Below are 21,037 nucleotides of genomic sequence, written 5' to 3'. Positions count from 1 at the left end.
GCGGCGCTGGGGGTCTCGGGTTAAGCTCCGGAGGTGGCCGAGGAGATCGAAAACCCACCGCAGATGCCCACCACGCGCCAGCTCGCCGCCGCCCGCGGGTTCGTGGCCAAGCACGGTGCGCCCTCGCGAGCTGTGGTCGAGAACATCGGCCTCGCCGGGGCCCGGGTCGTGCTCGTGGGTCCGGACGGCGCGATGGGGGACGTGCTCGTGGCCGGGACCGACGCAGGGGCCGCGCTGGTCGACGCGGTCGAGGACCTCGAAGCCGCGGAATGGGACAGCGAAACGGTGAAGACGGTCAAGATCGGCGCCGCGCACCGGCGCAAGATGGCTGGCCGGTGACGCGCGCCGCGATTTTCGCCGGTTGCCCCGTACTGCCCGAAGGAGACGGTGACGAGGCGGCCGTGCTGCCTGCGCTCGCCGACCTCGGGTTCACCGTGCGCTGGGCCGCGTGGGACGACCCGGACACCGACTTCGGCTCGGCCGACCTCGTGGTGCTGCGCGCCACCTGGGACTACCCGGACCGCCGCGACGAATTCCTAGCCTGGTGCGAAACCGTTCCCGCGCTGAGCAACCCGGCCCCGGTCGTCCGCTGGAACACCGACAAGGTCTACCTCGCCGAGCTGCACGACGCGGGGGTGCCCACGGTGCCCGTCGACGTCGTGCAGCCGGGGGAGAAGGCCACCTGGCCGAAGGTGCCGTTCGTGGTGAAACCTTCGGTGGGCGCAGGATCCCGGGGTGTCGTACGGTTTGCCGCCGCGGGTCCCGAGGCGGAGAAGCACCTGAAGTCCTTGCACGACGACGGGCGGACCGCGCTGGTACAGCCCTATCAGTCCAGTGTGGACACTCAGGGTGAGATCGCGGTCGTGTTCTTCGGCGGCGTTTACTCCCACGCCTTCACGAAATCCACCATGCTCGGCACCGGAACCGACGCTTCCGGGCTGTACCACGAAGAGCAGCTGGCCGCCGCGGTCCCGGCCCCAGAGGTGCGCGCCGCGGCAGAGGACGTGCTGGACGCCGCGTGCGGGTTGCTCGGCATCCTGCGGGCGGAACTCCTTTACGCCCGAGCGGATCTGGTCCGCGGGGACGACGGCCGTCCGCTGATGCTGGAGCTCGAGCTGATCGAACCGACGCTGGGCTTCCGGCACGCGGACGCCGGTGCGCCCTTGCGGTTCGCCTCCGCGGTGCGGCAGCAGCTGGCCTAGCGCTTGGGCAGCAGCCGGACCAGGAGCACCAGCAGCAGGTAAACCCCGGCGCAGAGGCCGAAAACCAGCTCGGCGGCGGCGAAATACGATGCGGTGGACGGGGTCCCGACGCGCGCGAAGAACACGGTACCCAGCGCGGCGACGCCGACGGCGTTGGCGAACTGCTGCGTGGCGTTGAGCATTCCGGATCCGGTGCCGACCTCCTCGGGAGTGGCGTCGCCGAGGATGAAGTCGAACAGCGGGATGAACAACAGACCGGAACCGGCGCCGGTCAAGAACAACGCCAAGGTCAAGGGCCAGCCGGTGGCCCCGGTTGCGGTGGTCCACCACAGGGCGAGCAGTCCGGCGGCGGCAATGGACAGTCCTAAGTGGATACTCGCGCGGCCGAGCTTTTCGGCGAGCACGGCGCCGGACAGCAGGGTCGCGATCGCGGTCCCGGCCGCCCAGGGGATCAGCGCGAGCCCGGACTGCAGTGGCGTCCAGCCGAGTCCTGACTGCAGCAGCAGGTTGATCACCAGGACGAAGGCGCTCAGGCAGGCGTAGAACCCGCCGACCAGAAGCAGCCCGACCACGAAGCCGCGCTTGCCGAACAACGTCGGCGCGATGACCGGGTGCCGGCTGCGCCGTTCGGACACCACGAACAGGCCGAACGCCACCACCGCGGCGGCGATCATCACGTACGTCCACAGCGGCCAGCCCAGCTCACGGCCCTGGATGAGCGGCACGATCAGCAGCGCCGACCCCGCGGTGAGCAGGCCGATGCCGGTCAGGTCGAGCCGGGCGCTGCGGTCCTCGCCGCTGTCCCGCGGCAGCACGAACCACGCGAGCACGCCGGCCAGGACGCCGAACGGGACGTTGATCAGGAAGATCGACCGCCATTGGCTGCCGAACAGGTCCAGCTGCAGCAGCCACCCGGCGAGGATCGGCCCGGCGACCGTCGCCAGCCCCATGATCGGGCCGAACGGCATCAGCGCTTTGCGCAGGTGCTCGGGCGGGAAGACGACCTTCACCAGAGCCATGCCCTGGGGGATCATCACCGCCCCGAACAGGCCCTGCGCCACGCGCGCGACGATCAGGAACGCCGGGGACGGTGCGAGGCCGCAGGCCAGCGACGCGAGCGTGAAACCGGCCATCCCCAGGAGGAACAACCGGCGGCGGCCGAGCAGGTCGCCGAGCCTGCCGGACGTGACGAGACCGAGCGCGAACGCGGCGGTGTAGGCGGACAGGACCCACTGCAGGGTCATCGGCCCGCCGCCGAGCCCGGCCCGGATGGACGGACCGGCGAGGGTGGCGACGCTGGTGTCGACGAGGTCCATGAGGTCGGCGACCACGACGACCACCAGGACCAGCCAAGCCTGGCGGAGGGGGAGGGTGCGTCTCGTTGACGAACTAAGTTCGATGCTCACGAACTAAGTTCTAGATGACGAACTAAGTTCGTGTCAAGGTAGAGTGACCGGCATGCCTGCCACGCCCCGAGAGCGCCGCGCCGCGCGGCACGCCGCGTCCCCTGCGGAATCCCCGACGCCGCGCAAGACGCCGATCACGGCCGACCGGATCACCGACGCCGCGCTGGAAGTGGTCGCCACCGAGGGCTACGACGCGCTCACCATCCGGCGGGTCGCGGCCTTGCTCGGCACCGGGCCGTCGTCGCTGTACGCGCACATCGTGAACAAGGAAGATCTCGACGACCTGCTCGTCGGCCGTCTCTGCGCGGAAATCCGGCTGCCCGAACCGGACCCGGAGTCGTGGCGGGACCAAGTGCTCGACGTGTACGGCCAGCTCCGGGACCAATACCTGAAATACCCGGGAATTCCGCGGGCCGCGCTGGCGATGGTCCCCACGCATCTCGAGGCTTTGCGGGTCAGGGAAGGGATTCTGGGCATCCTGCTGGCCGGTGGGGTCGAACCGCAGACCGCCGCGTGGGCGCTCGATGCGCTCACGCTGTACGTCGGCGCTTATGCCCTGGAACGCTCACTGGTCCGGCAACGTGGGCACGACGACTGGGTGCTCAGCCAGGACGAGCTCGTGTCACGGTTCAGTGCACTGCCCGAGGACCGGTTCCCGCTGACCCGGCGGCATGCGGTTCAGCTGACCTCGGGGACCGGGCACGAGCGGTTCGAGTTCACGCTCGGCCTGATCATCCGGAATCTCGGCTGACCCGCTTGGCCGCGAGGCGGTCCGGGCGCGGCCAGCGGACGTCGGTGGCCCAGCCGACGCGTTCGAAGAACCAGATCACCCGCGCCGACACGTCCACCTGCCCGCGCAGCACGCCGTGCCGGGCGCAGGTGGGGTCGGCGTGGTGGGAGTTGTGCCACGACTCGCCCATGGACAGCAGCGCCAGCGGCCAGAAGTTCGCCGCACGGTCGCGGCTCGCGAACGGACGGTCGCCGATCAGGTGGCACACCGAGTTCACCGACCACGTCACGTGGTGCAGGAACGCGATCCGCACGAGCCCGGCCCAGAAGAACGCCGTGAGCGCGCCTTGCCAGCTGCCGCTGAGCGCCCAGCCGAGCACCGCGGGCAGACCGAGGCTGAGCGTGATCCACAGCCAGAAGAACCGGTTCACCATGCGCAGGTCGCGGTCGCTGACGAGGTCCGGGGCGAAACGGTCGGCGTTGGTGACCTCGCGGCCGAACATCCAGCCCATGTGCGCGTGCCAGAACCCGCGCAGCAGCGCGGCCGGTGAGGTACCGAAGAGCCACGGCGAATGCGGGTCGCCCTCGCGGTCGGAGAAGGCATGGTGGCGGCGATGGCTCGCGACCCAGAAGATCACCGACCCCTGCACGGCCATGCTGCCCGCGATGGCGAGCGCGATCCGCAGCGGGCGGCCGGCTTTGAACGCGCCGTGGGTGAAGTAGCGGTGGTAGCCGACGGTCACGCCGAGCGTGGCGAGCACGTAGAAGACCGTGGCGAGGATGACGTCGATCCACCCGATGCCCCAGCCCCACAGCAGGGGTACGGCGGCGATCAGCGCGGCGAACGGTACGAGCAAGAACGTTTTGAGCACGATCATCTCGGCCGGTCCGCGTCGTCCGGAGACGAGCGGTTTGGCGGGACGGGCAGGGGCGGACGTCATTGCGTCACCTCGGGCGCTTCGGGCTCGTCGGACAGCTGAGACGGTAGGCGCCCGAGCTGTCCGCCGGGCCGACGTGCAGTTACGTCCGGATGGCCGTCAGCCCGCGGTGGCGAGTTCCCGGTCCGGTGCCGGTTCCAGTGAGGTGACCGGCCCGCGGTCGCGGGTGCCGGTCCACAGGACGGCGGTGCCGATGATGACGAGTGCGGAGCCGAGCACGTGGAAGGACACCATCGCCTCGGGGACCCCGAGGGCGTACTGCACAGTGCCCAGAACCCCTTGTGCGAGCGCGATTCCCCACACCCAGCCGTAGCGCTGCCACACGCTCTTCGCCGCGCCTGCGCGCATCAGCGTGAGGCCGAAAACGGCGAGCACCACCAGGTACGCGATCAGCAGTCCGCTGTGTACGCGGGTGAGCTGTTCGATCGGGGCGTCGAGCCGGTGGGTGTTGACGTCGCCGCCGTGCGGGCCCGCGCCGGTGACGGTGGTGCCCGCAATGAGCACGGCCCACATCAGCACCGTGAGCAGGACCAGCAGCTGCCTGCCGAGCTTCGGCACGAGCGGGCGCGCCGGTTCGTCGCCCTCGCGGAACGCCTTGAGCAGCAGCACGGCCAGCCACACGAGCGGCGTCGAGGCGAGGAAGTGGATCGCGACCGTCCACCACTCGAGCTTCGCGAGCACGGTGAGCCCGCCGAGGACGGCCTGCAGCACCACGCCGCCGGGCATTGCCCACGCGATCTTCACGAGGCGTTTGCGCTCCGGATGGTCGATCTGGATGCGCCACGCGGTGAGCACGGCGAGCGCGGCCACGACGATCACGACGCCGGTGAGCATCCGGTTGGAGAACTCGATCCACTGGGTGACCGCGTCGATACCCGGGTGCTGCGTGGGCACCAGGCTGCCCGCGACGCACTGCGGCCAGGTGGGGCATCCGAGCCCGGACCCGGTCACCCGCACCACGGACCCGGTGACACCGATCCCGGCCTGCGTGATCACTGCCGCGATCCCGACCCCCCGCTGCACCGCAGCGGACGGATAAGGCAGGCGGGAGATCAAACTGCGAAGGGACACGAGGTCACGATACCCGCCGGTGGCCGGGCGGTTTCCCGGCGGGCACGGACGATGAGCCAGGGCGGTGGAACCGGACCACCAGTCCGGCGTTCCGCCCGGGGGACAGCCGCCATGGGCAGCACCGGGCCGGGCAGCTGCCAGGCGGGCAGAATGGAGCTGCGGTGCACCGGGTAAAGAAATTCCGAATGGGGTGACCGGGCTGCCGCAGGAATCTGTCGGCCGCGCCGGTTTCCGTTATCCCGAGAAAAAGGGGCGACCAGCCCCAGCCGTCGAATTCGGGCTTGGCGCGCGGCACGCACCGAGGTACGTGCCGCGTGCCGTACGGGTGGGCCCGGATCAGACCTGCGCCGTCGTGCGGACGGTCCGGTCCTGGTGGTGCCGGCTGATATTGCGTTCCAGCAGTTCGATGGACGCCGCGACGCCGACGCTGCCGGGCCGGGTCTCGGGCAGCCTGCCGTCGTTCGCGCGCAGCTCGGCGAGGGCGGTGTCGATCGCCTCCTGCGCGGCGAACAGGCACGGCGTGCTGTAGATGGCCACGTCAACGCCGAGCTCCTGCAGCTCCGGCAGCGAGAGCCGCGGGGACTTGCCGCCGGCGATCTGGTTGAACAGCAACGGCTTTGCGCCGATGACCTCGCGGACCCGGTGGATCCAGTCGACGCTGCGCACCCCGTCGACCAGGATGACGTCGGCGTCGGTCTTCGCGAGCGCCTCGGCGCGGCGCAGGATCTCGTCCTCCTCGGTGGCGTCGGTGCGGGCCACCACGACGAGGTCTTCACGGGTCTGCAGGACGAGCTCCAGCTTCTCCAGATACTCCGCGAGCGGCAGGATCTGCTTGCCGTCCACGTGGCCGCACCGGCGGGGCCGCTTCTGGTCCTCGAGGATGACCCCGGAGGCACCGATCCGCTCCAGATGCTCGATCACGTGCGCGGCGACTTCGGGGTCCACGTACCCGTCGTCGATGTCCACCAGCAGATGCTGCTGCGGAAACGCCAGCCGGAGCCGCTGGACGAAATTCACGATGTCCGGCCAGGCGATGAATCCGATGTCGGGCAGTCCGTAATGCGAGGCGGCAAAACCGAATCCGGAGATGAACATGCCATTGTAGTGCTGGGCGGCGACCGACGCGGAAAACATGTCGAAAACGCCGATCAGAGGCGTGATTTGCGCATTGGTGACTTCGTTACGGAGTGCGCTTCCGTACGTCATGACGTCCTTTCCGGGGCTGGTGAATTTCGGCGAACACACGAATGTGCGTGGGATCGGGACAGGATTGCGTCCCGCTGCGGTCGAAGTTATCGAAGGACGGGGGTGCCGCCATCGGCCAAGCAGGTCACGGAGGACAACCTGGACATAACGGATGGTAGTGAATCCGGGCCTGGCCGGGCTCGGCGGGCACGGCCGGGAACGGGCCGCCGAAGCGGCTGATCATGCTGTGCGGCAAAGGTTCCCGTCGTCCGGTGCGGGCGCGGCGGAAGGTGCGGCGAACGGGTGATCATCTTCCCGGGTCGCGGAGGTACTGGTGCGGCCGGGGAAACCGGTCCATAGCCGACCTCGTCTGGGGAAAATCCCAGACCTGGGGGACCTCAGGTGAGTTTCGTGGTGCGCGTGGCGAGCACACCGGCCACTGCGGCCCATCCGGCGAGCACCAGCATCGGGCCTGCCGGGAACTGCCCGTCGACGAGTGCGGCGCGCATTCCCTCCGCCAGAGCACCCGACGGGAGTAGCTCCACGACCACCCCGATGCCGCCGGGCAGCGCGGACGGCGCCAGCAGGATTCCGCCTGCCAGCAGCAAAACGAACCACACGATGTTGGCCAGCGCGAGCACTGCCTCGGCCCGGAGAGCACCGCCCAGCAGTACTCCGAGCGCGCCGAACGCCAGCGTGCCCAGCACCAGCAACACGATCGCCGCACCCAGTCCTGCCGCGGAAGGAGACCAGCCGAGGAAAGCTGCCACCACACCGATCACCACGGATTGGAGCAGTACCACCACCAACGCGGCCGCCACTCGTCCGGCCACGAGCAGCCAGCGGGGCAGCGCGGTGGCGGAAAGCCGCTTGAGCACGCCGTACCGGCGGTCGAAGCCGAGGGCGATGGCCTGTCCGGTGAAGGCCGACGACATCACGGCCAGCGCGAGGATGCGCGGCGTCATCCAGTCCACTTTGGACGACGAGCCGAGCTGGCTCGCGGGAAGGATGTCCAGCAGGCTCAGGCCGATGAGAAGGGCGAGCGGGATGATGAGCGTGAGCAGGAGCTGTTCGCCGTGCCGCAGGGTGAGCGCCGCCTCCACGCGGGCGTGCGTGCGCAGCATCCGGCCGAGCGAGCCGCGGCCCGGCGCCGGGGTGAAAGTGCCTGCGGGGAAAGGGGAACTCATGCGCGCAGCTCCCGTCCGGTGAGCTCGAGGAAGACTTCTTCGAGCGTCCGCCGCCCGACTTGCAGCTGTTCGGGCAGCACGCCCTGTTGCGCACACCACGCCGTGACGGTGGACACCACCTGCGGATCGACCGCGCCTGCCACCAGGTACGAACCGGGCGCGGACTCGCTGACCTGGTACCCCTCCGGCAGCGCGGCGGCGAGCAGTGTGGTGTCGAGCCGGGTGCGCGCGCGGAAGCGCAGCTGGGCGGCCTCACCGGCTTCCAGCGTGAGTGCGTGCGGCGTGCCTTCCACCACGACCTTGCCGTGGTCCACGATCACCACCTGGTCGGCCAGTGCTTCGGCTTCCTCCATGAGGTGAGTGGTGAGGAGCACACTCACGCCGTCCGCGCGCAGGGCCGCGAGGAGGTCCCACACGAGGCGCCGGGCCTGTGGGTCCATCCCGGCGGTGGGCTCGTCGAGGAACACCAGCTCCGGACGGCCGATCAGCGCGCACGCGAGGGAAAGCCGTTGCTGCTGGCCGCCGGAGAGGCGTTTGAACGGGGTCCGCTTCGCACCCGACAGGCCGAGCACGTCGAGCAGCCACGCCGGGTCGTGCGGTTTCGCGGCGCAGGAAGCCACCAGCCGCAGCATTTCCTCGGCGCGCACACCCGGATAGGCGCCACCGCCTTGCGGCATGATGCCGACCCGCGGGCGGAGCCGGGCGCTGTCGGCGGACGGGTCGAGGCCCAGCACGCGGACCTGGCCCGCGTCAGGTCTGCGGAACCCTTCGCAGATCTCGACGGTGGTGGTCTTCCCGGCGCCGTTCGGCCCGAGCAAAGCCAGCAGTGAGCCACGCTCCATGCGCAAGTCGAGCCCGTCGACCGCGGTGGTGGAGCCGTAACTTTTCACCAGGCCGGTGATCTCGACGGCGGGGTTGTCCACAACGGCTCACGATACGACGTCGGCAGGCGTGCGCGGTGCCGGGGACGGCGGACGTGTTCTCGACAACAGCAGCGGCGAAAGCCGGTGCACGATCGCGAGCCCGCCGAACGTGACGACCGCGGCCGCGCCGTAGGCCCACGGGAGGATGTACGCGCGCCCGTCGAACGTGCCGCCGGTGGGCGGCAGCAGGAACGGCAGACCGGCGCTGATGACCGTCGCGGCGACGCGGAACCGCGACGTCCCGGCGGCCGCGGCGAGCGGGATCACCGCCCACAGCAGGTACCACGGCTGGAGGCTGATCTGCAGGATCATCGCCGCGCCGAGAGACACGCCCAGCCCGATGATCGGCCGGTACTGCCACTTGAAGCTGGCCCACAGGAACTTCAGCGTGACGGCCGCGGTGATCAGGTTGCCCAGCGCGCCGAAGATCGGCACGAGCGAGTCGGTGTGGTTGCCGAGCCCGAGCGCGATGCCGAGCACCCCGGCGAGGTTCGCGGACTCCGCGGTGGGGGAGATCCACGACCGCACGAGGCCCGGGGTGCTGAGCGTGGTCCCGACCCAGCCGAAGCCGAGGCCGGTGCCGTAGCAGACCGCGACCAGCACGACCCCGAACAGCACGGCCATCGGCGCACCCGCCCGGAACAGATCCTTGAGCCGCCCGTGCCAGCGGCGCGCCACCATCACCGAGAGGAACGGCAACGCGAGCACGGCGGGGACCTTCACGGTGGCGCCGACCGTGATGATCACCACCCCGAGCGCGATGAAGAGCAGCTCGCCCTTCGCCAGCGGCGGCGGACTGTCACCCTTCACCCGCACCGGCAGCCGCCGGATGCCGATCTCCAGCCCGGCCACCATGAGCCCGATGGCCAGCGCGTCGTTGTGCGCCCCCGCGACGAAATGGAAGATCAGCAGCGGATTGGCCGCCCCGAGCCACAACGCGGTGGCCGGCTGCACCCCGAACCGCCGCGCGAGCCGCGGCACCGCCCAGACGATGAGCACCACGCCGACGAGCGCGAGCCCGCGTTGAAGCAGCACCCCGGCGACGATGTTGTTGCCACCGAGCGGCGCCAGCCAGCCGCCGAGCCGCAGCAGCAGCGGACCGTACGGGGCAGGTGTTTCCCGCCAGATGTTGGTGACGCCGGCGGTGAGCGGATCGGCCACCCCGAGCGCCTGCGCGGGCCCGAGCTGGTAGGGATCCATGCCCCGGTGCACGATCTCGCTCTGCGCGAGGTAGCTGTACACGTCCCGCGAGAACAGCGGCGGGATCAGCAGCAACGGCGCAATCCACATGGCAATGGTGCGGGCGAGCTGGCCGCTGCTGGCCAGCCGTGCACTGGCCGGCCGCGCGAACCGGCCGAGCATGAGCCAGCTGAGCACGAGAATGCCCATCCCGGCGAACGCGATCGCGAGCGAGACGGTCGGAATCCGGGTGAAGAGCCGCAACACGGGCAAGTCCTGCACCGGATTGATGACCGGCGCAGCCCCGGCCCCGAGCGACCCGAGCGCGAGAAACAGCGAACCGACGGTGCCGAACCGGCGGACCACATCGAGCCCACGGTGCTCCGCCGGATCGAGCGGATCGGTACGCCGAGGCCCGAGCGGAAAGGGCGGGATGGGGGCGACTGCAGTCGCTGTGGCCGAGGTTGCTGAGGCGGTTGACGTGGCGGATGTGGCTGAGGTTGCAGAAGTTGCTGCCCTGGCGGAGGTGGCCGATGTGGCTGCCCTAGCGGCGGCTGACCTGGCCGAAGCACCCGATGCATCCGAGATTCGTGCGCCCGCGGATGTGTTCCCCACTACTGGCGAGACTGAGGTGGCGGATGGGGCTGAGGTGCTCGTCGGGCCCAGCGGGCCTGATGTGGCCGAGCTGCTCGATGTGGCCGGAGCTCCCGGGCCTGCGGGTGCGTTCCCTGTGCCGGAAGTGGGAGCCGTGGCAGCGTTGGCGGGAGCGGCTGATGTGACGGAAGTGGCCGAGCCCGCGGGTGTGTTCCCAGGGGCTGATGTGGCAGCCGTGGTTGATGTGGCCACAGCGTCCCGGATCTCCCGAGAGTCCGCAGTGCCCTCAATACCCCCAGCGCCCCCAATACCCCCGGATCCACCAGGTTCCGGTGCCCGCTCTTCGGGGTGCTCGCCGACTGCCACGACCGCAGCGTATCGAGTCGCCTTCGGGGTGACTCGGGTCACTGCGGATGACCCTGCCTTTGCCCGCTGGACGGAAATAAGACACACTTGTGTTGTGAAAAAGAACGGGAGCACCGGCGAGGAGCGTGGCGACCGGCCGCGCGCCGCGGTCGTTGGCGTTCCCGTGCAGGTCAGCGCGGTGAACGTGGCCGAGGGGCGGACCCGGCATGAGGTGGCCCGCCTGTTGCTCGAGCAGGGGCCGATGACCGCCGTCGTGGTTGCGGAGCAGCTTGGCATCAGTCCGGCTGCCGTGCGCAGGCACCTCGATGCGTTGCTGGCCGACGGCGAGGCCGAGACCCGCGAAGCCCCGCGCCGGGGTCCGCGCGGGCGGGGGCGTCCCGCTCGATTCTTCTTGCTCACCGAGTCCGGCCGCGCGCGCTTTGGGCATGCCTACGACGACCTGGCCGTCTCCGCCATCCGGTTCCTCGCCGAGCATGCCGGGCCGGACGCCGTGCGCGCGTTCGCCGAGCGACGGGTCGAAGGGCTCGTCGGGCCGCATCGGCAGGCGATCACCGGATCCGCGGACCCCGTCGAGCGGGCCGAGGCCCTTGCCGCCGCGCTCACCAGGGAGGGCTACGCTGCCTCGACCCGCCAGGTCGGCGCGGGAGCCCCGGGCGCGAACGTCGGCGCGCAGCTGTGCCAGCACCACTGCCCGGTCGCGCACGTCGCCGCGGAGTTCCCGCAGCTGTGCGAGGCCGAGACGGAGGCCTTCGCCGAGCTGCTGGGCACCCACGTCCAGCGCCTCGCCACCATTGCACGCGGCGACAACGCGTGCACCACCCACGTACCCGCCCAACCGGCGGGTATCCCGGCCCATCCCGAGCCGGATCGCACGACGCCCCGCCCGGCCTCGCCGGAGGGGCACCCCGCACGGATCCCGAATGGAGGGAAACCCGCATGACTGCCGCTGCCGAGCAGCGCACTCCCACCACCGAGCCGTTGAGCCAGGAAGAGACCATCGCGTCCCTTGGCAAGTACGCCTTCGGCTGGGCGGACTCCGACGAGGCGGGCGCCAGCGCGCGCCGTGGCCTCAACGAGGATGTCGTCCTCGACATCTCCGGCAAGAAGTCCGAGCCCGAGTGGATGCGCGACGCCCGATTGAAGGCGCTCAAGCTGTTCGACCTCAAGCCGATGCCGAACTGGGGTGCCGACCTGTCGGGGATCGACTTCGACAACATCAAGTACTTCGTGCGGTCCACCGAGAAGCAGGCCGCCAGCTGGGAAGACCTGCCCGAGGACATCAAGAACACCTACGACAGGCTGGGCATCCCCGAGGCGGAGAAGCAGCGCCTCGTGGCCGGGGTCGCCGCGCAGTACGAGTCGGAGGTCGTCTACCACCAGATCCGCGAGGACCTGGAGGAGCAGGGCGTCGTCTTCCTCGACACCGACACCGCGCTGAAGGAGCACCCGGAGCTCTTCCGCGAGTACTTCGGCTCCGTGATCCCGGCCGGGGACAACAAGTTCTCCGCGCTGAACACCGCGGTGTGGTCCGGCGGCTCGTTCATCTACGTGCCGAAGGGCGTGCACGTCGAGATCCCGCTGCAGGCCTACTTCCGGATCAACACCGAGAACATGGGCCAGTTCGAGCGCACGCTGATCATCGTCGACGAGGATGCCTACGTGCACTACGTCGAGGGCTGCACGGCGCCGATCTACCAGTCCGACTCGCTGCACTCCGCGGTCGTCGAGATCATCGTGAAGAAGGGCGCCCGCTGCCGCTACACGACGATCCAGAACTGGTCGAACAACGTGTACAACCTGGTCACCAAGCGCGCCAAGTGCGAAGAGGGCGCCACCATGGAGTGGGTCGACGGCAACATCGGCTCCAAGGTGACCATGAAGTACCCGTCGGTCTTCCTCATGGGCGAGCACGCCAAGGGCGAGGTCCTGTCGGTCGCGTTCGCGGGCGAGGGCCAGCACCAGGACGCGGGCGCCAAGATGGAGCACCTCGCGCCGCACACGTCGTCCACGATCGTGTCGAAGTCGGTGGCGCGCGGCGGCGGCCGGACGTCCTACCGCGGCCTGGTCAAGGTCGCGAAGCGGGCGCACCACTCGCGGTCCAGCGTGGTCTGCGACGCGCTGCTGGTGGACACCATCTCGCGGTCGGACACGTATCCGTACGTGGACATCCGCAACGACGAGGTGTCCATGGGCCACGAGGCCACCGTGTCCAAGGTCAGCGAAGAGCAGCTCTTCTACCTGATGTCCCGCGGCCTTGCCGAGGACGAGGCCATGGCGATGATCGTGCGCGGGTTCGTCGAGCCGATCGCGCGCGAGCTTCCGATGGAGTACGCGCTCGAGCTGAACCGCCTGATCGAGCTCCAGATGGAAGGGTCCGTCGGCTAAATGTCGGTCACTGAGAACAACGTCGCCGAGTCGTTGCGGGAGGGCGCCGTCATTCCGGCGGCCTCCCGCGCGGAGCGGTTCACCTCCTACGACGTCGCGGCCTTCGAGGTTCCCGGCGGTCGTGAGGAGAACTGGCGCTTCACACCGATGAAGCGCCTGCGCGGCCTGCACGACGGCAGCGCGGTGGCCTCCGGCGAGATCACGCTGGAGACCGAAGCCGCGCCGGAGCTGAAGATCGAGACCGTCGACCGTGCCGACGCGCGGCTCGGCGAGGCAGGCGTACCCAGCGATCGCATTGCGGCGCAGGCGTATTCGTCCTTCACGAAGGCCACGGTCGTCACCGTGCCGAAGGAGGCGCAGGCGTCGAAGCCGTCAGTGCTGCGGGTACACGGTCCTGGCGAGGGCAAGGTCGCGTACGGCCACCTGCAGGTGCGCGCGGAAGCGTTCGCCGAAGCGGTGATCGTGCTCGACCACGTCGGGTCCGGCACGTACGCGGACAACGTCGAGTTCGTCATCGGCGACTCGGCCAGGATCACCGTGGTCAGCGTGCAGGACTGGGCCGATGACGCGGTACACGTGTCCGAGCAGCACCTGCGGCTGGGCCGCGACGCGACGCTGAAGCACACCGTGGTCACCCTGGGCGGCGACCTGGTGCGCGTGTCGCCCACGGCGACTTTCGCGGACCGCGGCGGCGACGTCGAGATGCTCGGCCTGTACTTCGCCGACGCGGGGCAGCACCAGGAACACCGGCTGTTCGTGGACCACGCGGTGCCCAACTGCAAGTCCAACGTGATGTACAAGGGCGCGCTGCAGGGCAACGACGCGCACACGGTGTGGATCGGCGACGTGCTGATCCGGGCGGCCGCCGAGGCCACCGACACCTACGAGCTCAACCGCAACCTCGTGCTCACGCCGGGCGCGCGCGCCGACTCGGTGCCGAACCTCGAGATCGAGACCGGTGAGATCGAAGGCGCGGGCCACGCGAGCGCCACGGGAAGGTTCGACGACGAGCAGTTGTTCTACCTTCAGTCGCGCGGGATCGGCGAGGAGGCTGCGCGGCGCTTGGTCGTGCGCGGGTTCTTCCACGAGATCCTGGTCCGCATCGGCGTTCCCGAGGTGCGTTCGCGCCTCGAGGCCGCGATCGAGGCCGAGCTCCAAGCCGTGGGCGTCTGAGCCCGCCCGTCCACATCAGACATAGGAAACGCAGAATGGCTACCCTGGAAATCAAGGACCTGCACGCTTCGGTCACCACCGAGGACGGCGCCAAGGAGATCCTGAAGGGCGTGAACCTGACCATCCGGTCGGGCGAGACGCACGCGATCATGGGCCCCAACGGCTCCGGCAAGTCCACCCTGTCCTACGCGATCGCCGGGCACCCGAAGTACCAGGTCACCTCCGGTGAGGTGCTGCTGGACGGCGAGAACGTGCTCGAGATGAGCGTCGACGAGCGGGCTCGCGCCGGCCTCTTCCTCGCCATGCAGTACCCGGTCGAGGTCCCCGGCGTTTCGATGTCCAACTTCCTGCGCACCGCGGCCACCGCGGTCCGGGGCGAGGCTCCCAAGCTGCGCCACTGGGTCAAGGAGGTCAAGGACGAGATGGGCAAGCTCGGCATCTCGCAGGAGTTCGCCGAGCGGTCGGTGAACGAGGGCTTCTCCGGCGGCGAGAAGAAGCGCCACGAGATCCTTCAGCTGGCGCTGCTCAAGCCGAAGTTCGCGATCCTCGACGAGACCGACTCGGGCCTCGACGTCGACGCGCTGCGCGTGGTGTCCGAGGGCGTGAACGAGTACAAGGCGACCAGCGAGGTCGGCGTCATGCTGATCACGCACTACACCCGGATCCTGCGGCACATCACGCCGGACTTCGTGCACGTGTTCGCCGACGGCCGCATCGTCGAGTCGGGTGGCCGCGAGCTGGCCGACGAGCTGGAGGAGAACGGCTACGTCAAGTACGTCGGCTCCGCCGAGCCCGCGAAGGCCTGATACGCGCGTACCGAGTTCCCGACTACACCGAGAGGAGTTGGCTCGATGACCACCACGGCTTCGAACAGCCCGACCAGCTCTGTTCCCCTTGACGTGGCGGCACTGCGTGCCGATTTCCCCATCCTGTCGCGCACCGTGCGCGACGGGAAACCCTTGGTGTACCTGGATTCCGGAGCGACGTCGCAGCGGCCGGTGCAGGTGCTCGATGCCGAGCGGCAGTACGTGGTCACCTCCAACTCGGCTGTGCACCGAGGTGCGCACCAGCTGTCCGAAGAGGCCACTGACGCCTACGAGTCCGCTCGGGCGAAGACCGCGGAGTTCGTCGGCGCAGACCCGGAAGAGCTGGTGTTCACCAAGAACGCCACCGAGGGCATCAACCTCGTGGCGTACGCGATGAGCAATGCCGCCACCGCCGGTCCGGAAGCTTCGCGGTTCCGGATCGGTCCCGGTGACGAAATCGTCATCACGGAGATGGAGCACCACGCGAACCTGGTGCCGTGGCAGCAGTTGTGCGAGCGCACCGGCGCGACGCTGAAGTGGTTCAAGGTCACCTCCGGCGGCAGGCTTGATCTGTCCGATGTGGACGAACTCATCACGCCGCGCACCAAGGTCGTCGCGTTCGTGCACCAGTCCAACGTGCTCGGCACGGTGAACCCGGTGGAAACGCTGGTGGCCAAGGCGAAAGCGGTCGGCGCGCTGACCGTGCTCGACGCGTGCCAGTCGGTGCCGCATTTCGCGGTGGACTTCCGCGCGCTCGACGTCGATTTCGCGGTGTTCTCCGGGCACAAGATGCTCGCGCCGTCCGGGATCGGGGTGCTGTACGGCCGGTCGGAGCTGCTCGCGGCGATGCCGCCGTTCCTCACCGGCGGATCGATGATCGAGCTGGTCACGATGGAGCGCACCACGTTCGCGCCGCCGCCGCAGCGGTTCGAGGCCGGGGTGCCGATGACGTCGCAGGCCATCGGCCTCGGCGCGGCGATCGACTACCTGCAGGCCGTCGGGATGGACCGCATCGCGGCGCACGAGCACGAGCTGGCCGCCGCCGCGATCGCGGGCATCAGCGCGATCCCGGGCGTGCGGATCGTCGGGCCCACCGACCTGGAGGACCGCGGCGCCACCGTCGCGTTCGTGATCGACGGCTTGCACCCGCACGACGCCGGGCAGGTGCTCGACAGCCTCGGCATCGCGGTCCGGGTGGGGCACCACTGCGCGTGGCCGCTGCACCGGGCGTGTTCGGTGCCGGCCACCGTGCGGGCGAGCTTCTACCTGTACAACACGCTGTCCGAAGTGGACGCTCTGGTCGCCGGGATCCGCGAGGCGCAGAAGTTCTTCGGGGTTTCCTGATGAACCTCGAGAGCATGTACCAGGAAATCATCCTGGACCACTACAAGAACCCGCACGGGCGCGGCCTGCGCGACCCGTTCGACGCCGAGTCGTTCCAGGTCAACCCGACCTGCGGCGACGAGGTGACGTTGCGGGTGAAGGTGACCGACGGGAAGGTCGCGGACGTGTCGTACGAGGGGCAGGGCTGCTCGATCAGCCAGGCCTCCACGTCGGTGCTCACGGACCTCGTCGTCGGCCACACCGTGGACGAGGCGTTCACCACCATGGATGCCTTCGTGGAACTGATGCAGGGCAAGGGCAAAGTCGAACCGGACGAGGACGTGCTGGAAGACGGCATCGCCTTCGCCGGGGTCGCGAAGTACCCGGCGCGCGTGAAGTGCGCCCTGCTCGGCTGGATGGCGTTCAAGGATGCCGTTTCCCGCACCACCACAGGAGCTGAGAAGGCATGAGCGAAGAGACTGCCACGCGTGAAGGCCGGACGGCCGCGGACTTGCCGTCGCAGGCGTCTGCAGTGCCCGCGGATGTCGCGAAGATCGAGGACATCGAGGAGGCGATGCGGGACGTCGTCGACCCGGAGCTCGGCATCAACGTCGTGGACCTCGGCCTGGTGTACGACATCCGGGTGGAGAACGACAACACCGCGACGCTGGACATGACGCTCACGTCGGCGGCCTGCCCGCTCACCGACGTGATCGAAGACCAGACCTCGGCGGCGCTGACGTCCGGCGGCCTGGTGAGCGACTTCCGCATCAACTGGGTCTGGATGCCCCCGTGGGGCCCGGAAAAAATCACCGACGACGGCCGCGAGCAGCTGCGAGCACTCGGTTTCACGGTCTGAGTTCTCCCGTCCAGGAAGGCCACTCCCGTTCTCTCGGGGGGTGGCCTTTCTTGTATAACGGCCTATACGGCTCGGCTCGGAACCGGAAATTGTCGGTGCCGGGGGCTATAACTGGATGATGATCGAATCCGAGGAAAGACCCGGCCGCGGCCTGGCCATCGCGGCGATGGCGGTGGCCGCGGTGAGTTTCGTGCTGGCGGTGTCGACGTGGATGGCCTGGCTGCTGGTACGGCCGAAGCTGCTGTCCGGAGCGGTGTACCCGATCGTCACTCAGGTTTTCCTGCTGGTGCTCGGTGCGCTGTGGTTCGTGGCGCTGCTGGCCGGGGTGCTGGCGGTGGTGTTCGGCCTTGTCGGAGGTGCCCGTAGCCGTAGTGGCGATCTGGCCCGCGGTGGCGCATTGCTGGGTGCGCTCACCTGCTTGGTCGCACTGATCGGCGCAGTCACGTTCGCGCTCAGCCCGACGTGGGCACCACTGCAGCTCAACTATGACCCTGGCAGTTACAGCGGACAGTTCGGGCGATGACGGTCGCGCGATCCATCCTGCTTTTCCTCGCCGCCGCGGTGCTCGAGATCGGCGGGGCGTGGCTGATCTGGCAGGGCGTCCGCGAGTACCGGGGCTGGATCTGGGTCGGGGCGGGAATCTTTGCGCTGGGCTTGTACGGCTTCGTGGCCACCCTTCAGCCCGACGCGAACTTCGGCCGCATCCTGGCCGCGTATGGCGGGGTGTTCGTCGCGGGGTCGCTTGCCTGGGGGATGGTCGCCGATGGTTACCGGCCGGATCGGTACGACGTTCTCGGCGCGGTCGTGTGTCTCGTCGGGGTGGGCATCATCATGTACGCACCGCGAGGGGGGTGAGGCGGCTGTCCAGGGTGGACGGACATAGCGGACGGACATAGCGGACAGACAGTGGATACTGCGTAACGGATCCGTGGTACTGGCCGATTTCCGGTCGTGATCAACGAGTTCCCGGCTCCGCCGCCGGTTTCCCGGGTGCCGCGCCGGTTTTCGGTGGTTTTGGCGGTCTTTGCCGTGCTCCTCGCGAGTGGCGTCGGGGGCGCGGGGTACGGGTTTGCCAAGGTGGTCAGCTACCGCTCGGACCGGGTGCCGGTGAACTGGATGGAGCCGGCGGTGCCGCAGGGCATCAGGATCGTCTACGGCAAGCAGGACGGTCAGGTCTACCACCGCGGTGACGTGCTCCTCGCCCGGATTCCCCCGCAGCCGGACGAGCCCGAGTCGCTCCTGATCGGCCGGGTGATCGGCGTCGGGGGTGACGACGTGCTCTGCTGCGACGAGCGGCACCGGATCGTGGTCGACGGCAAGGCGGTCGACGAACCCTACGCCAGCGGGGACGGGCCGGTGTTCCACGCCGTGCTCCCGAAGGACACCGTGTTCCTGGCCGGTGACCGCCGTGACGTGTCGTGGGATTCGCGGCAGCTCGAGAACATCCGCCAGATCGAACACTACGGAACCGGGGGCGCCATCCCGCTGTCCGATGTGTACGGAGTCGTGCTCGCCACCGGCGGTACCGAGTGGTGGGTCCGCCCGTTGCCCGCGACCACGGCGTTCACCGACGCGGGCTTGCCGGGGGCGCCGGAGGTCGACGGCGGGCCGTTGGCCGGGCGGGTGCTCGTCGTCGCGGGGGCGGGCATGTTCCTGATCGGGTTCATCGGCGTGCTCGTGATCGTCGTCCGGTCCGGCGGAAGACGACGAAGAGCAGCCGCAGGCCCGCCAGTGCGCTGATCATCAGCAGGTTGTAGCCGAATACCTGGTGCAGCGTCAGCCCGGGCAGCAGCTGCGGGCCGCTTGAACTCGCCAGCAGCAGCACGGCCATCAGGCCGGTCGCGATGCCGACGAGAGCCAGCAGCACCTCGTGCACCAGGCCGGTCACCAGGTCGCGGTCGCGTTCGTCGGAGAACAGCCGGACGTTCACCGAAAGGCGGCCTTCTTCCAGCGCTGCGCCGATCCGGTCGACACGGCGGGGCAGCCGGCGCAGTACCGGCAGCAGAGCGGCGAACTCGTCGGTTGCGGTGCGGCGCAAGGTTTCCGGGCGCAGGCCGATGCGTTCGGTGGCGAACGTGCGGGATTCGGCGACCACGTCGAAGCTCGGCGCCAGCGTCGCGAGCGTGCCCTCCATCGTCGCCAGCGCGCGGAACACCGCGGCGATCGGCGGTGGTACGGCCAGCCGGAAGTCGGCGACCACGCGGAACAGCCCGGTGAACAGGTCGAGACCCGGGGTGCGGCCCGGTCCGAAATGCCGCATCAGCAAGGCGCCGAGGGCCCGTTCGAGACGTTGCTCGTCGAGGTCGTCCGGGCGGTCGACGATCTCCAGGAGGCCGTCGCGGACCCCGGCCGGGTCGCCGCGGTCGATGGCCGGAAGCAGGGCCTGGAGCCCGGCGCGCAACCCGGTGTCGAGGCGGCCGACGGAGCCGAAGTCGAGCAGGCCGAGGGTGCCGTCGTCGAGCAGGAGGACGTTGCCCGGGTGCGGATCGGCGTGGAACACCCCGCCGAGGAGCACCTGGTCGAGCAGCCCGTGCAGGAAGGTGCGGGCGAGTTTTTCGCGTTCGCCGACCGGAACTGTCCCGGCGGCAAGCGGTTTTCCCGGCAGCCGCCGCATCACGAGTACCCGCTCGGTGGACAGTGCTTTGTAGACAGTCGGAAGCGTGACCCCGGGTACCGGCTGGGCGGCGATCGCGTCGATGTTCGCGGCCTCGGTACGGAAATCCAGTTCCTCCTCCAGCGCGGCGGCGAATCCGTCGGCCAGGTCGAGGACGCCGAGCGACCGCGCCCAGGCCGCGCGTTCGTGCAGGACCGACGCGAGCCGGCGGACGATGTCGATGTCGCGTTCCACCTGCTCCCGGATACCCGGCCGCTGCACCTTCACCACCACCTCCGCGCCGGACCGCAGCCGCGCGCCGTAAACCTGCGCGATCGACGCGGCGGCAAGGGGTTCGTCGTCGAACTGCGCGAATGCCGTGTCGAGGTCGATTTCCTTGCGCAGCAAGGCGCGGACGGCGTCTTCCGGCGCGGGCGGGACCTGGTCGTGCAAGCGGCTGAGCTCGCGGATGAACACCGGCGGGAGCAGGTCGGCGCGCGTCGACAGGAGCTGCCCGAGCTTGACGAACGTGACGCCCGCTTCCTCCAGCGCCTGCCGGAGCGAGCGCGCGAGCTTCGCCGAACCGTCCGGACCCGCGGTGCGGCGTCCGGTGAGGAACGACCCGAGGCCGTGCCGGATCGCGATGCGCATGATCCGCGAGTACCGGCGGGCCCGCGCCGCGCGCGACCGCAGCGACCGCACTCGGGCGAGCACGCCGGGTCCGCCGGACGGGACGGCGAGTTCGGCGACGAACAGGACCAGGAGCGTCACCGCGAGCGCGCAACCGGCCAGCGGGATCAGCAACCCGATCGCGACGCCCGGGTGGGTGAGGACGGCGAACGGGAGCGTCTGCACGACGGTCCCCGCCACGACCCAGCCCGCCACCGCCGCACCCAGCGCCCGCACCAGCCCGACGCGGACCCCGAGCACCCGGCGCGCCGCGGCGACGAGCGGCCACAACACCACGACGTAAGCCAGGACCCCGACCAGCACTGTTTGCATGCCATCGAGCACACCATCGCGTGGACCTGCGCGGATCCAGCCGCGGCGGGACGGGCCTCCCTCCGCGGAGGGAGCCTACTTTCGGCCGTGGCCCCGCCGGAGGTGAACTTCTAACG

General features: G+C 69.5%; 21 protein-coding genes. 13 read left to right on the top strand and 8 right to left on the bottom strand.

From position 1 onward, the window contains the following. Positions 1 to 63 precede the first annotated feature (63 nt). Positions 64 to 339, top strand: a complete 276-nt coding sequence (locus tag OO71_RS27540; protein WP_211260616.1) for a hypothetical protein — start codon at positions 64 to 66, stop codon at positions 337 to 339. Then, positions 336 to 1,202, top strand: a complete 867-nt coding sequence (locus tag OO71_RS27535) for an ATP-grasp domain-containing protein (protein ID WP_033292747.1) — start codon at positions 336 to 338, stop codon at positions 1,200 to 1,202. Before OO71_RS27540 ends, OO71_RS27535 begins: the two co-directional genes overlap by 4 nt. Here the strand turns inward: OO71_RS27535 and OO71_RS27530 are convergent. Next, positions 1,199 to 2,608: a DHA2 family efflux MFS transporter permease subunit gene (locus OO71_RS27530; protein WP_051792365.1), complete on the bottom strand. Its 1,410-nt coding sequence runs from the start codon at positions 2,606 to 2,608 to the stop codon at positions 1,199 to 1,201. The two genes, OO71_RS27535 and OO71_RS27530, sit on opposite strands and share 4 nt — an antisense overlap. Positions 2,609 to 2,660: 52 nt before the next feature. Here OO71_RS27530 and OO71_RS27525 point away from each other — a divergent pair, with 52 nt between their 5' ends. Further along, on the top strand, positions 2,661 to 3,359 hold the full coding sequence (locus OO71_RS27525) for a TetR/AcrR family transcriptional regulator (protein ID WP_033292746.1): 699 nt from the start codon (positions 2,661 to 2,663) through the stop codon (positions 3,357 to 3,359). Here OO71_RS27525 and OO71_RS27520 read toward each other — a convergent pair. The 6 genes from OO71_RS27520 to mptB all read right to left on the bottom strand — a co-directional run bounded on the left by OO71_RS27520 (position 3,340) and on the right by mptB (position 10,255). Beyond that, the gene (locus tag OO71_RS27520; RefSeq protein WP_033292745.1) at positions 3,340 to 4,278 is read right to left on the bottom strand and encodes an acyl-CoA desaturase; all 939 of its coding nucleotides are present in this window, start codon (positions 4,276 to 4,278) and stop codon (positions 3,340 to 3,342) included. The two genes, OO71_RS27525 and OO71_RS27520, sit on opposite strands and share 20 nt — an antisense overlap. A 96-nt stretch (positions 4,279 to 4,374) precedes the next feature. Next, entirely contained in the window at positions 4,375 to 5,346 is a 972-nt protein-coding gene (locus tag OO71_RS27515) for a COX15/CtaA family protein (protein ID WP_033292744.1), read from the bottom strand. A gap of 336 nt (positions 5,347 to 5,682) precedes the next feature. Further along, positions 5,683 to 6,552 (bottom strand): isocitrate lyase/PEP mutase family protein, encoded by an 870-nt coding sequence (locus OO71_RS27510; RefSeq protein WP_033292743.1) that lies wholly within the window; start codon positions 6,550 to 6,552, stop codon positions 5,683 to 5,685. A 377-nt stretch (positions 6,553 to 6,929) separates the two neighbouring features. Beyond that, positions 6,930 to 7,718 (bottom strand): ABC transporter permease, encoded by a 789-nt coding sequence (locus OO71_RS27505; protein WP_033292742.1) that lies wholly within the window; start codon positions 7,716 to 7,718, stop codon positions 6,930 to 6,932. Continuing rightward, on the bottom strand, positions 7,715 to 8,641 hold the full coding sequence (locus tag OO71_RS27500) for an ABC transporter ATP-binding protein (RefSeq protein WP_033292741.1): 927 nt from the start codon (positions 8,639 to 8,641) through the stop codon (positions 7,715 to 7,717). The genes OO71_RS27505 and OO71_RS27500 overlap by 4 nt, the downstream gene beginning before the upstream one ends. A gap of 6 nt (positions 8,642 to 8,647) precedes the next feature. Next, positions 8,648 to 10,255: a polyprenol phosphomannose-dependent alpha 1,6 mannosyltransferase MptB gene (gene mptB, locus OO71_RS27495; RefSeq protein ID WP_033292853.1), complete on the bottom strand. Its 1,608-nt coding sequence runs from the start codon at positions 10,253 to 10,255 to the stop codon at positions 8,648 to 8,650. A gap of 619 nt (positions 10,256 to 10,874) precedes the next feature. Here mptB and OO71_RS27490 point away from each other — a divergent pair. The 10 genes from OO71_RS27490 to lepB all read left to right on the top strand — a co-directional run bounded on the left by OO71_RS27490 (position 10,875) and on the right by lepB (position 19,066). Further along, positions 10,875 to 11,720 carry a helix-turn-helix transcriptional regulator gene (locus OO71_RS27490; protein WP_033292740.1) on the top strand — a complete coding sequence of 282 codons (846 nt, stop codon included), beginning with the start codon at positions 10,875 to 10,877 and terminating at the stop codon, positions 11,718 to 11,720. Continuing rightward, positions 11,717 to 13,165: a Fe-S cluster assembly protein SufB gene (gene sufB / locus OO71_RS27485; RefSeq protein WP_033292739.1), complete on the top strand. Its 1,449-nt coding sequence runs from the start codon at positions 11,717 to 11,719 to the stop codon at positions 13,163 to 13,165. The genes OO71_RS27490 and sufB overlap by 4 nt, the downstream gene beginning before the upstream one ends. Further along, positions 13,166 to 14,338 carry a Fe-S cluster assembly protein SufD gene (gene sufD, locus OO71_RS27480; protein WP_033292738.1) on the top strand — a complete coding sequence of 391 codons (1,173 nt, stop codon included), beginning with the start codon at positions 13,166 to 13,168 and terminating at the stop codon, positions 14,336 to 14,338. It begins immediately after the preceding gene. A 35-nt stretch (positions 14,339 to 14,373) separates the two neighbouring features. After that, positions 14,374 to 15,144: a Fe-S cluster assembly ATPase SufC gene (gene sufC, locus OO71_RS27475; protein WP_033292737.1), complete on the top strand. Its 771-nt coding sequence runs from the start codon at positions 14,374 to 14,376 to the stop codon at positions 15,142 to 15,144. 45 nt (positions 15,145 to 15,189) lie between these two features. Beyond that, entirely contained in the window at positions 15,190 to 16,488 is a 1,299-nt protein-coding gene (locus tag OO71_RS27470; protein WP_033292736.1) for a cysteine desulfurase, read from the top strand. Continuing rightward, entirely contained in the window at positions 16,488 to 16,937 is a 450-nt protein-coding gene (sufU, locus tag OO71_RS27465) for a Fe-S cluster assembly sulfur transfer protein SufU (protein ID WP_033292735.1), read from the top strand. The genes OO71_RS27470 and sufU overlap by 1 nt, the downstream gene beginning before the upstream one ends. After that, entirely contained in the window at positions 16,934 to 17,326 is a 393-nt protein-coding gene (locus tag OO71_RS27460) for a metal-sulfur cluster assembly factor (protein ID WP_033292734.1), read from the top strand. Before sufU ends, OO71_RS27460 begins: the two co-directional genes overlap by 4 nt. A gap of 118 nt (positions 17,327 to 17,444) precedes the next feature. Then, entirely contained in the window at positions 17,445 to 17,849 is a 405-nt protein-coding gene (locus OO71_RS27455; protein WP_051792377.1) for a hypothetical protein, read from the top strand. Beyond that, positions 17,846 to 18,181 carry a YnfA family protein gene (locus OO71_RS27450; RefSeq protein ID WP_033292733.1) on the top strand — a complete coding sequence of 112 codons (336 nt, stop codon included), beginning with the start codon at positions 17,846 to 17,848 and terminating at the stop codon, positions 18,179 to 18,181. The genes OO71_RS27455 and OO71_RS27450 overlap by 4 nt, the downstream gene beginning before the upstream one ends. Before the next feature lie 96 nt (positions 18,182 to 18,277). Further along, on the top strand, positions 18,278 to 19,066 hold the full coding sequence (lepB, locus tag OO71_RS27445; protein ID WP_051792363.1) for a signal peptidase I: 789 nt from the start codon (positions 18,278 to 18,280) through the stop codon (positions 19,064 to 19,066). Here lepB and OO71_RS27440 read toward each other — a convergent pair. After that, on the bottom strand, positions 18,990 to 20,921 hold the full coding sequence (locus tag OO71_RS27440) for an ABC1 kinase family protein (RefSeq protein ID WP_033292850.1): 1,932 nt from the start codon (positions 20,919 to 20,921) through the stop codon (positions 18,990 to 18,992). The genes lepB and OO71_RS27440 overlap by 77 nt on opposite strands. Positions 20,922 to 21,037 lie beyond the last annotated feature (116 nt).

The organism is Amycolatopsis jejuensis, assembly GCF_000717335.1.
Classification (GTDB): domain Bacteria; phylum Actinomycetota; class Actinomycetes; order Mycobacteriales; family Pseudonocardiaceae; genus Amycolatopsis; species Amycolatopsis jejuensis.
The sequence above is the reverse complement of the archived record's forward strand: the minus strand, read 5'-3'. Positions and strand labels throughout refer to the sequence as shown.

What these genes read in the sequence shown, in the direction of transcription:
- OO71_RS27540 (WP_211260616.1), top strand. Translation starts at nt 64, where the DNA reads ATGCCCACCACGCGCCAGCTCGCCGCCGCCCGCGGGTTCGTGGCCAAG.
- OO71_RS27440 (WP_033292850.1), bottom strand. Translation starts at nt 20,921, where the DNA reads ATGCAAACAGTGCTGGTCGGGGTCCTGGCTTACGTCGTGGTGTTGTGG.
- sufU (WP_033292735.1), top strand. Translation starts at nt 16,488, where the DNA reads ATGAACCTCGAGAGCATGTACCAGGAAATCATCCTGGACCACTACAAG.
- OO71_RS27455 (WP_051792377.1), top strand. Translation starts at nt 17,445, where the DNA reads ATGATCGAATCCGAGGAAAGACCCGGCCGCGGCCTGGCCATCGCGGCG.
- OO71_RS27470 (WP_033292736.1), top strand. Translation starts at nt 15,190, where the DNA reads ATGACCACCACGGCTTCGAACAGCCCGACCAGCTCTGTTCCCCTTGAC.
- OO71_RS27510 (WP_033292743.1), bottom strand. Translation starts at nt 6,552, where the DNA reads ATGACGTACGGAAGCGCACTCCGTAACGAAGTCACCAATGCGCAAATC.
- OO71_RS27520 (WP_033292745.1), bottom strand. Translation starts at nt 4,278, where the DNA reads ATGACGTCCGCCCCTGCCCGTCCCGCCAAACCGCTCGTCTCCGGACGA.
- sufC (WP_033292737.1), top strand. Translation starts at nt 14,374, where the DNA reads ATGGCTACCCTGGAAATCAAGGACCTGCACGCTTCGGTCACCACCGAG.
- sufD (WP_033292738.1), top strand. Translation starts at nt 13,166, where the DNA reads ATGTCGGTCACTGAGAACAACGTCGCCGAGTCGTTGCGGGAGGGCGCC.
- OO71_RS27460 (WP_033292734.1), top strand. Translation starts at nt 16,934, where the DNA reads ATGAGCGAAGAGACTGCCACGCGTGAAGGCCGGACGGCCGCGGACTTG.
- OO71_RS27450 (WP_033292733.1), top strand. Translation starts at nt 17,846, where the DNA reads ATGACGGTCGCGCGATCCATCCTGCTTTTCCTCGCCGCCGCGGTGCTC.
- OO71_RS27505 (WP_033292742.1), bottom strand. Translation starts at nt 7,718, where the DNA reads ATGAGTTCCCCTTTCCCCGCAGGCACTTTCACCCCGGCGCCGGGCCGC.
- OO71_RS27525 (WP_033292746.1), top strand. Translation starts at nt 2,661, where the DNA reads ATGCCTGCCACGCCCCGAGAGCGCCGCGCCGCGCGGCACGCCGCGTCC.
- sufB (WP_033292739.1), top strand. Translation starts at nt 11,717, where the DNA reads ATGACTGCCGCTGCCGAGCAGCGCACTCCCACCACCGAGCCGTTGAGC.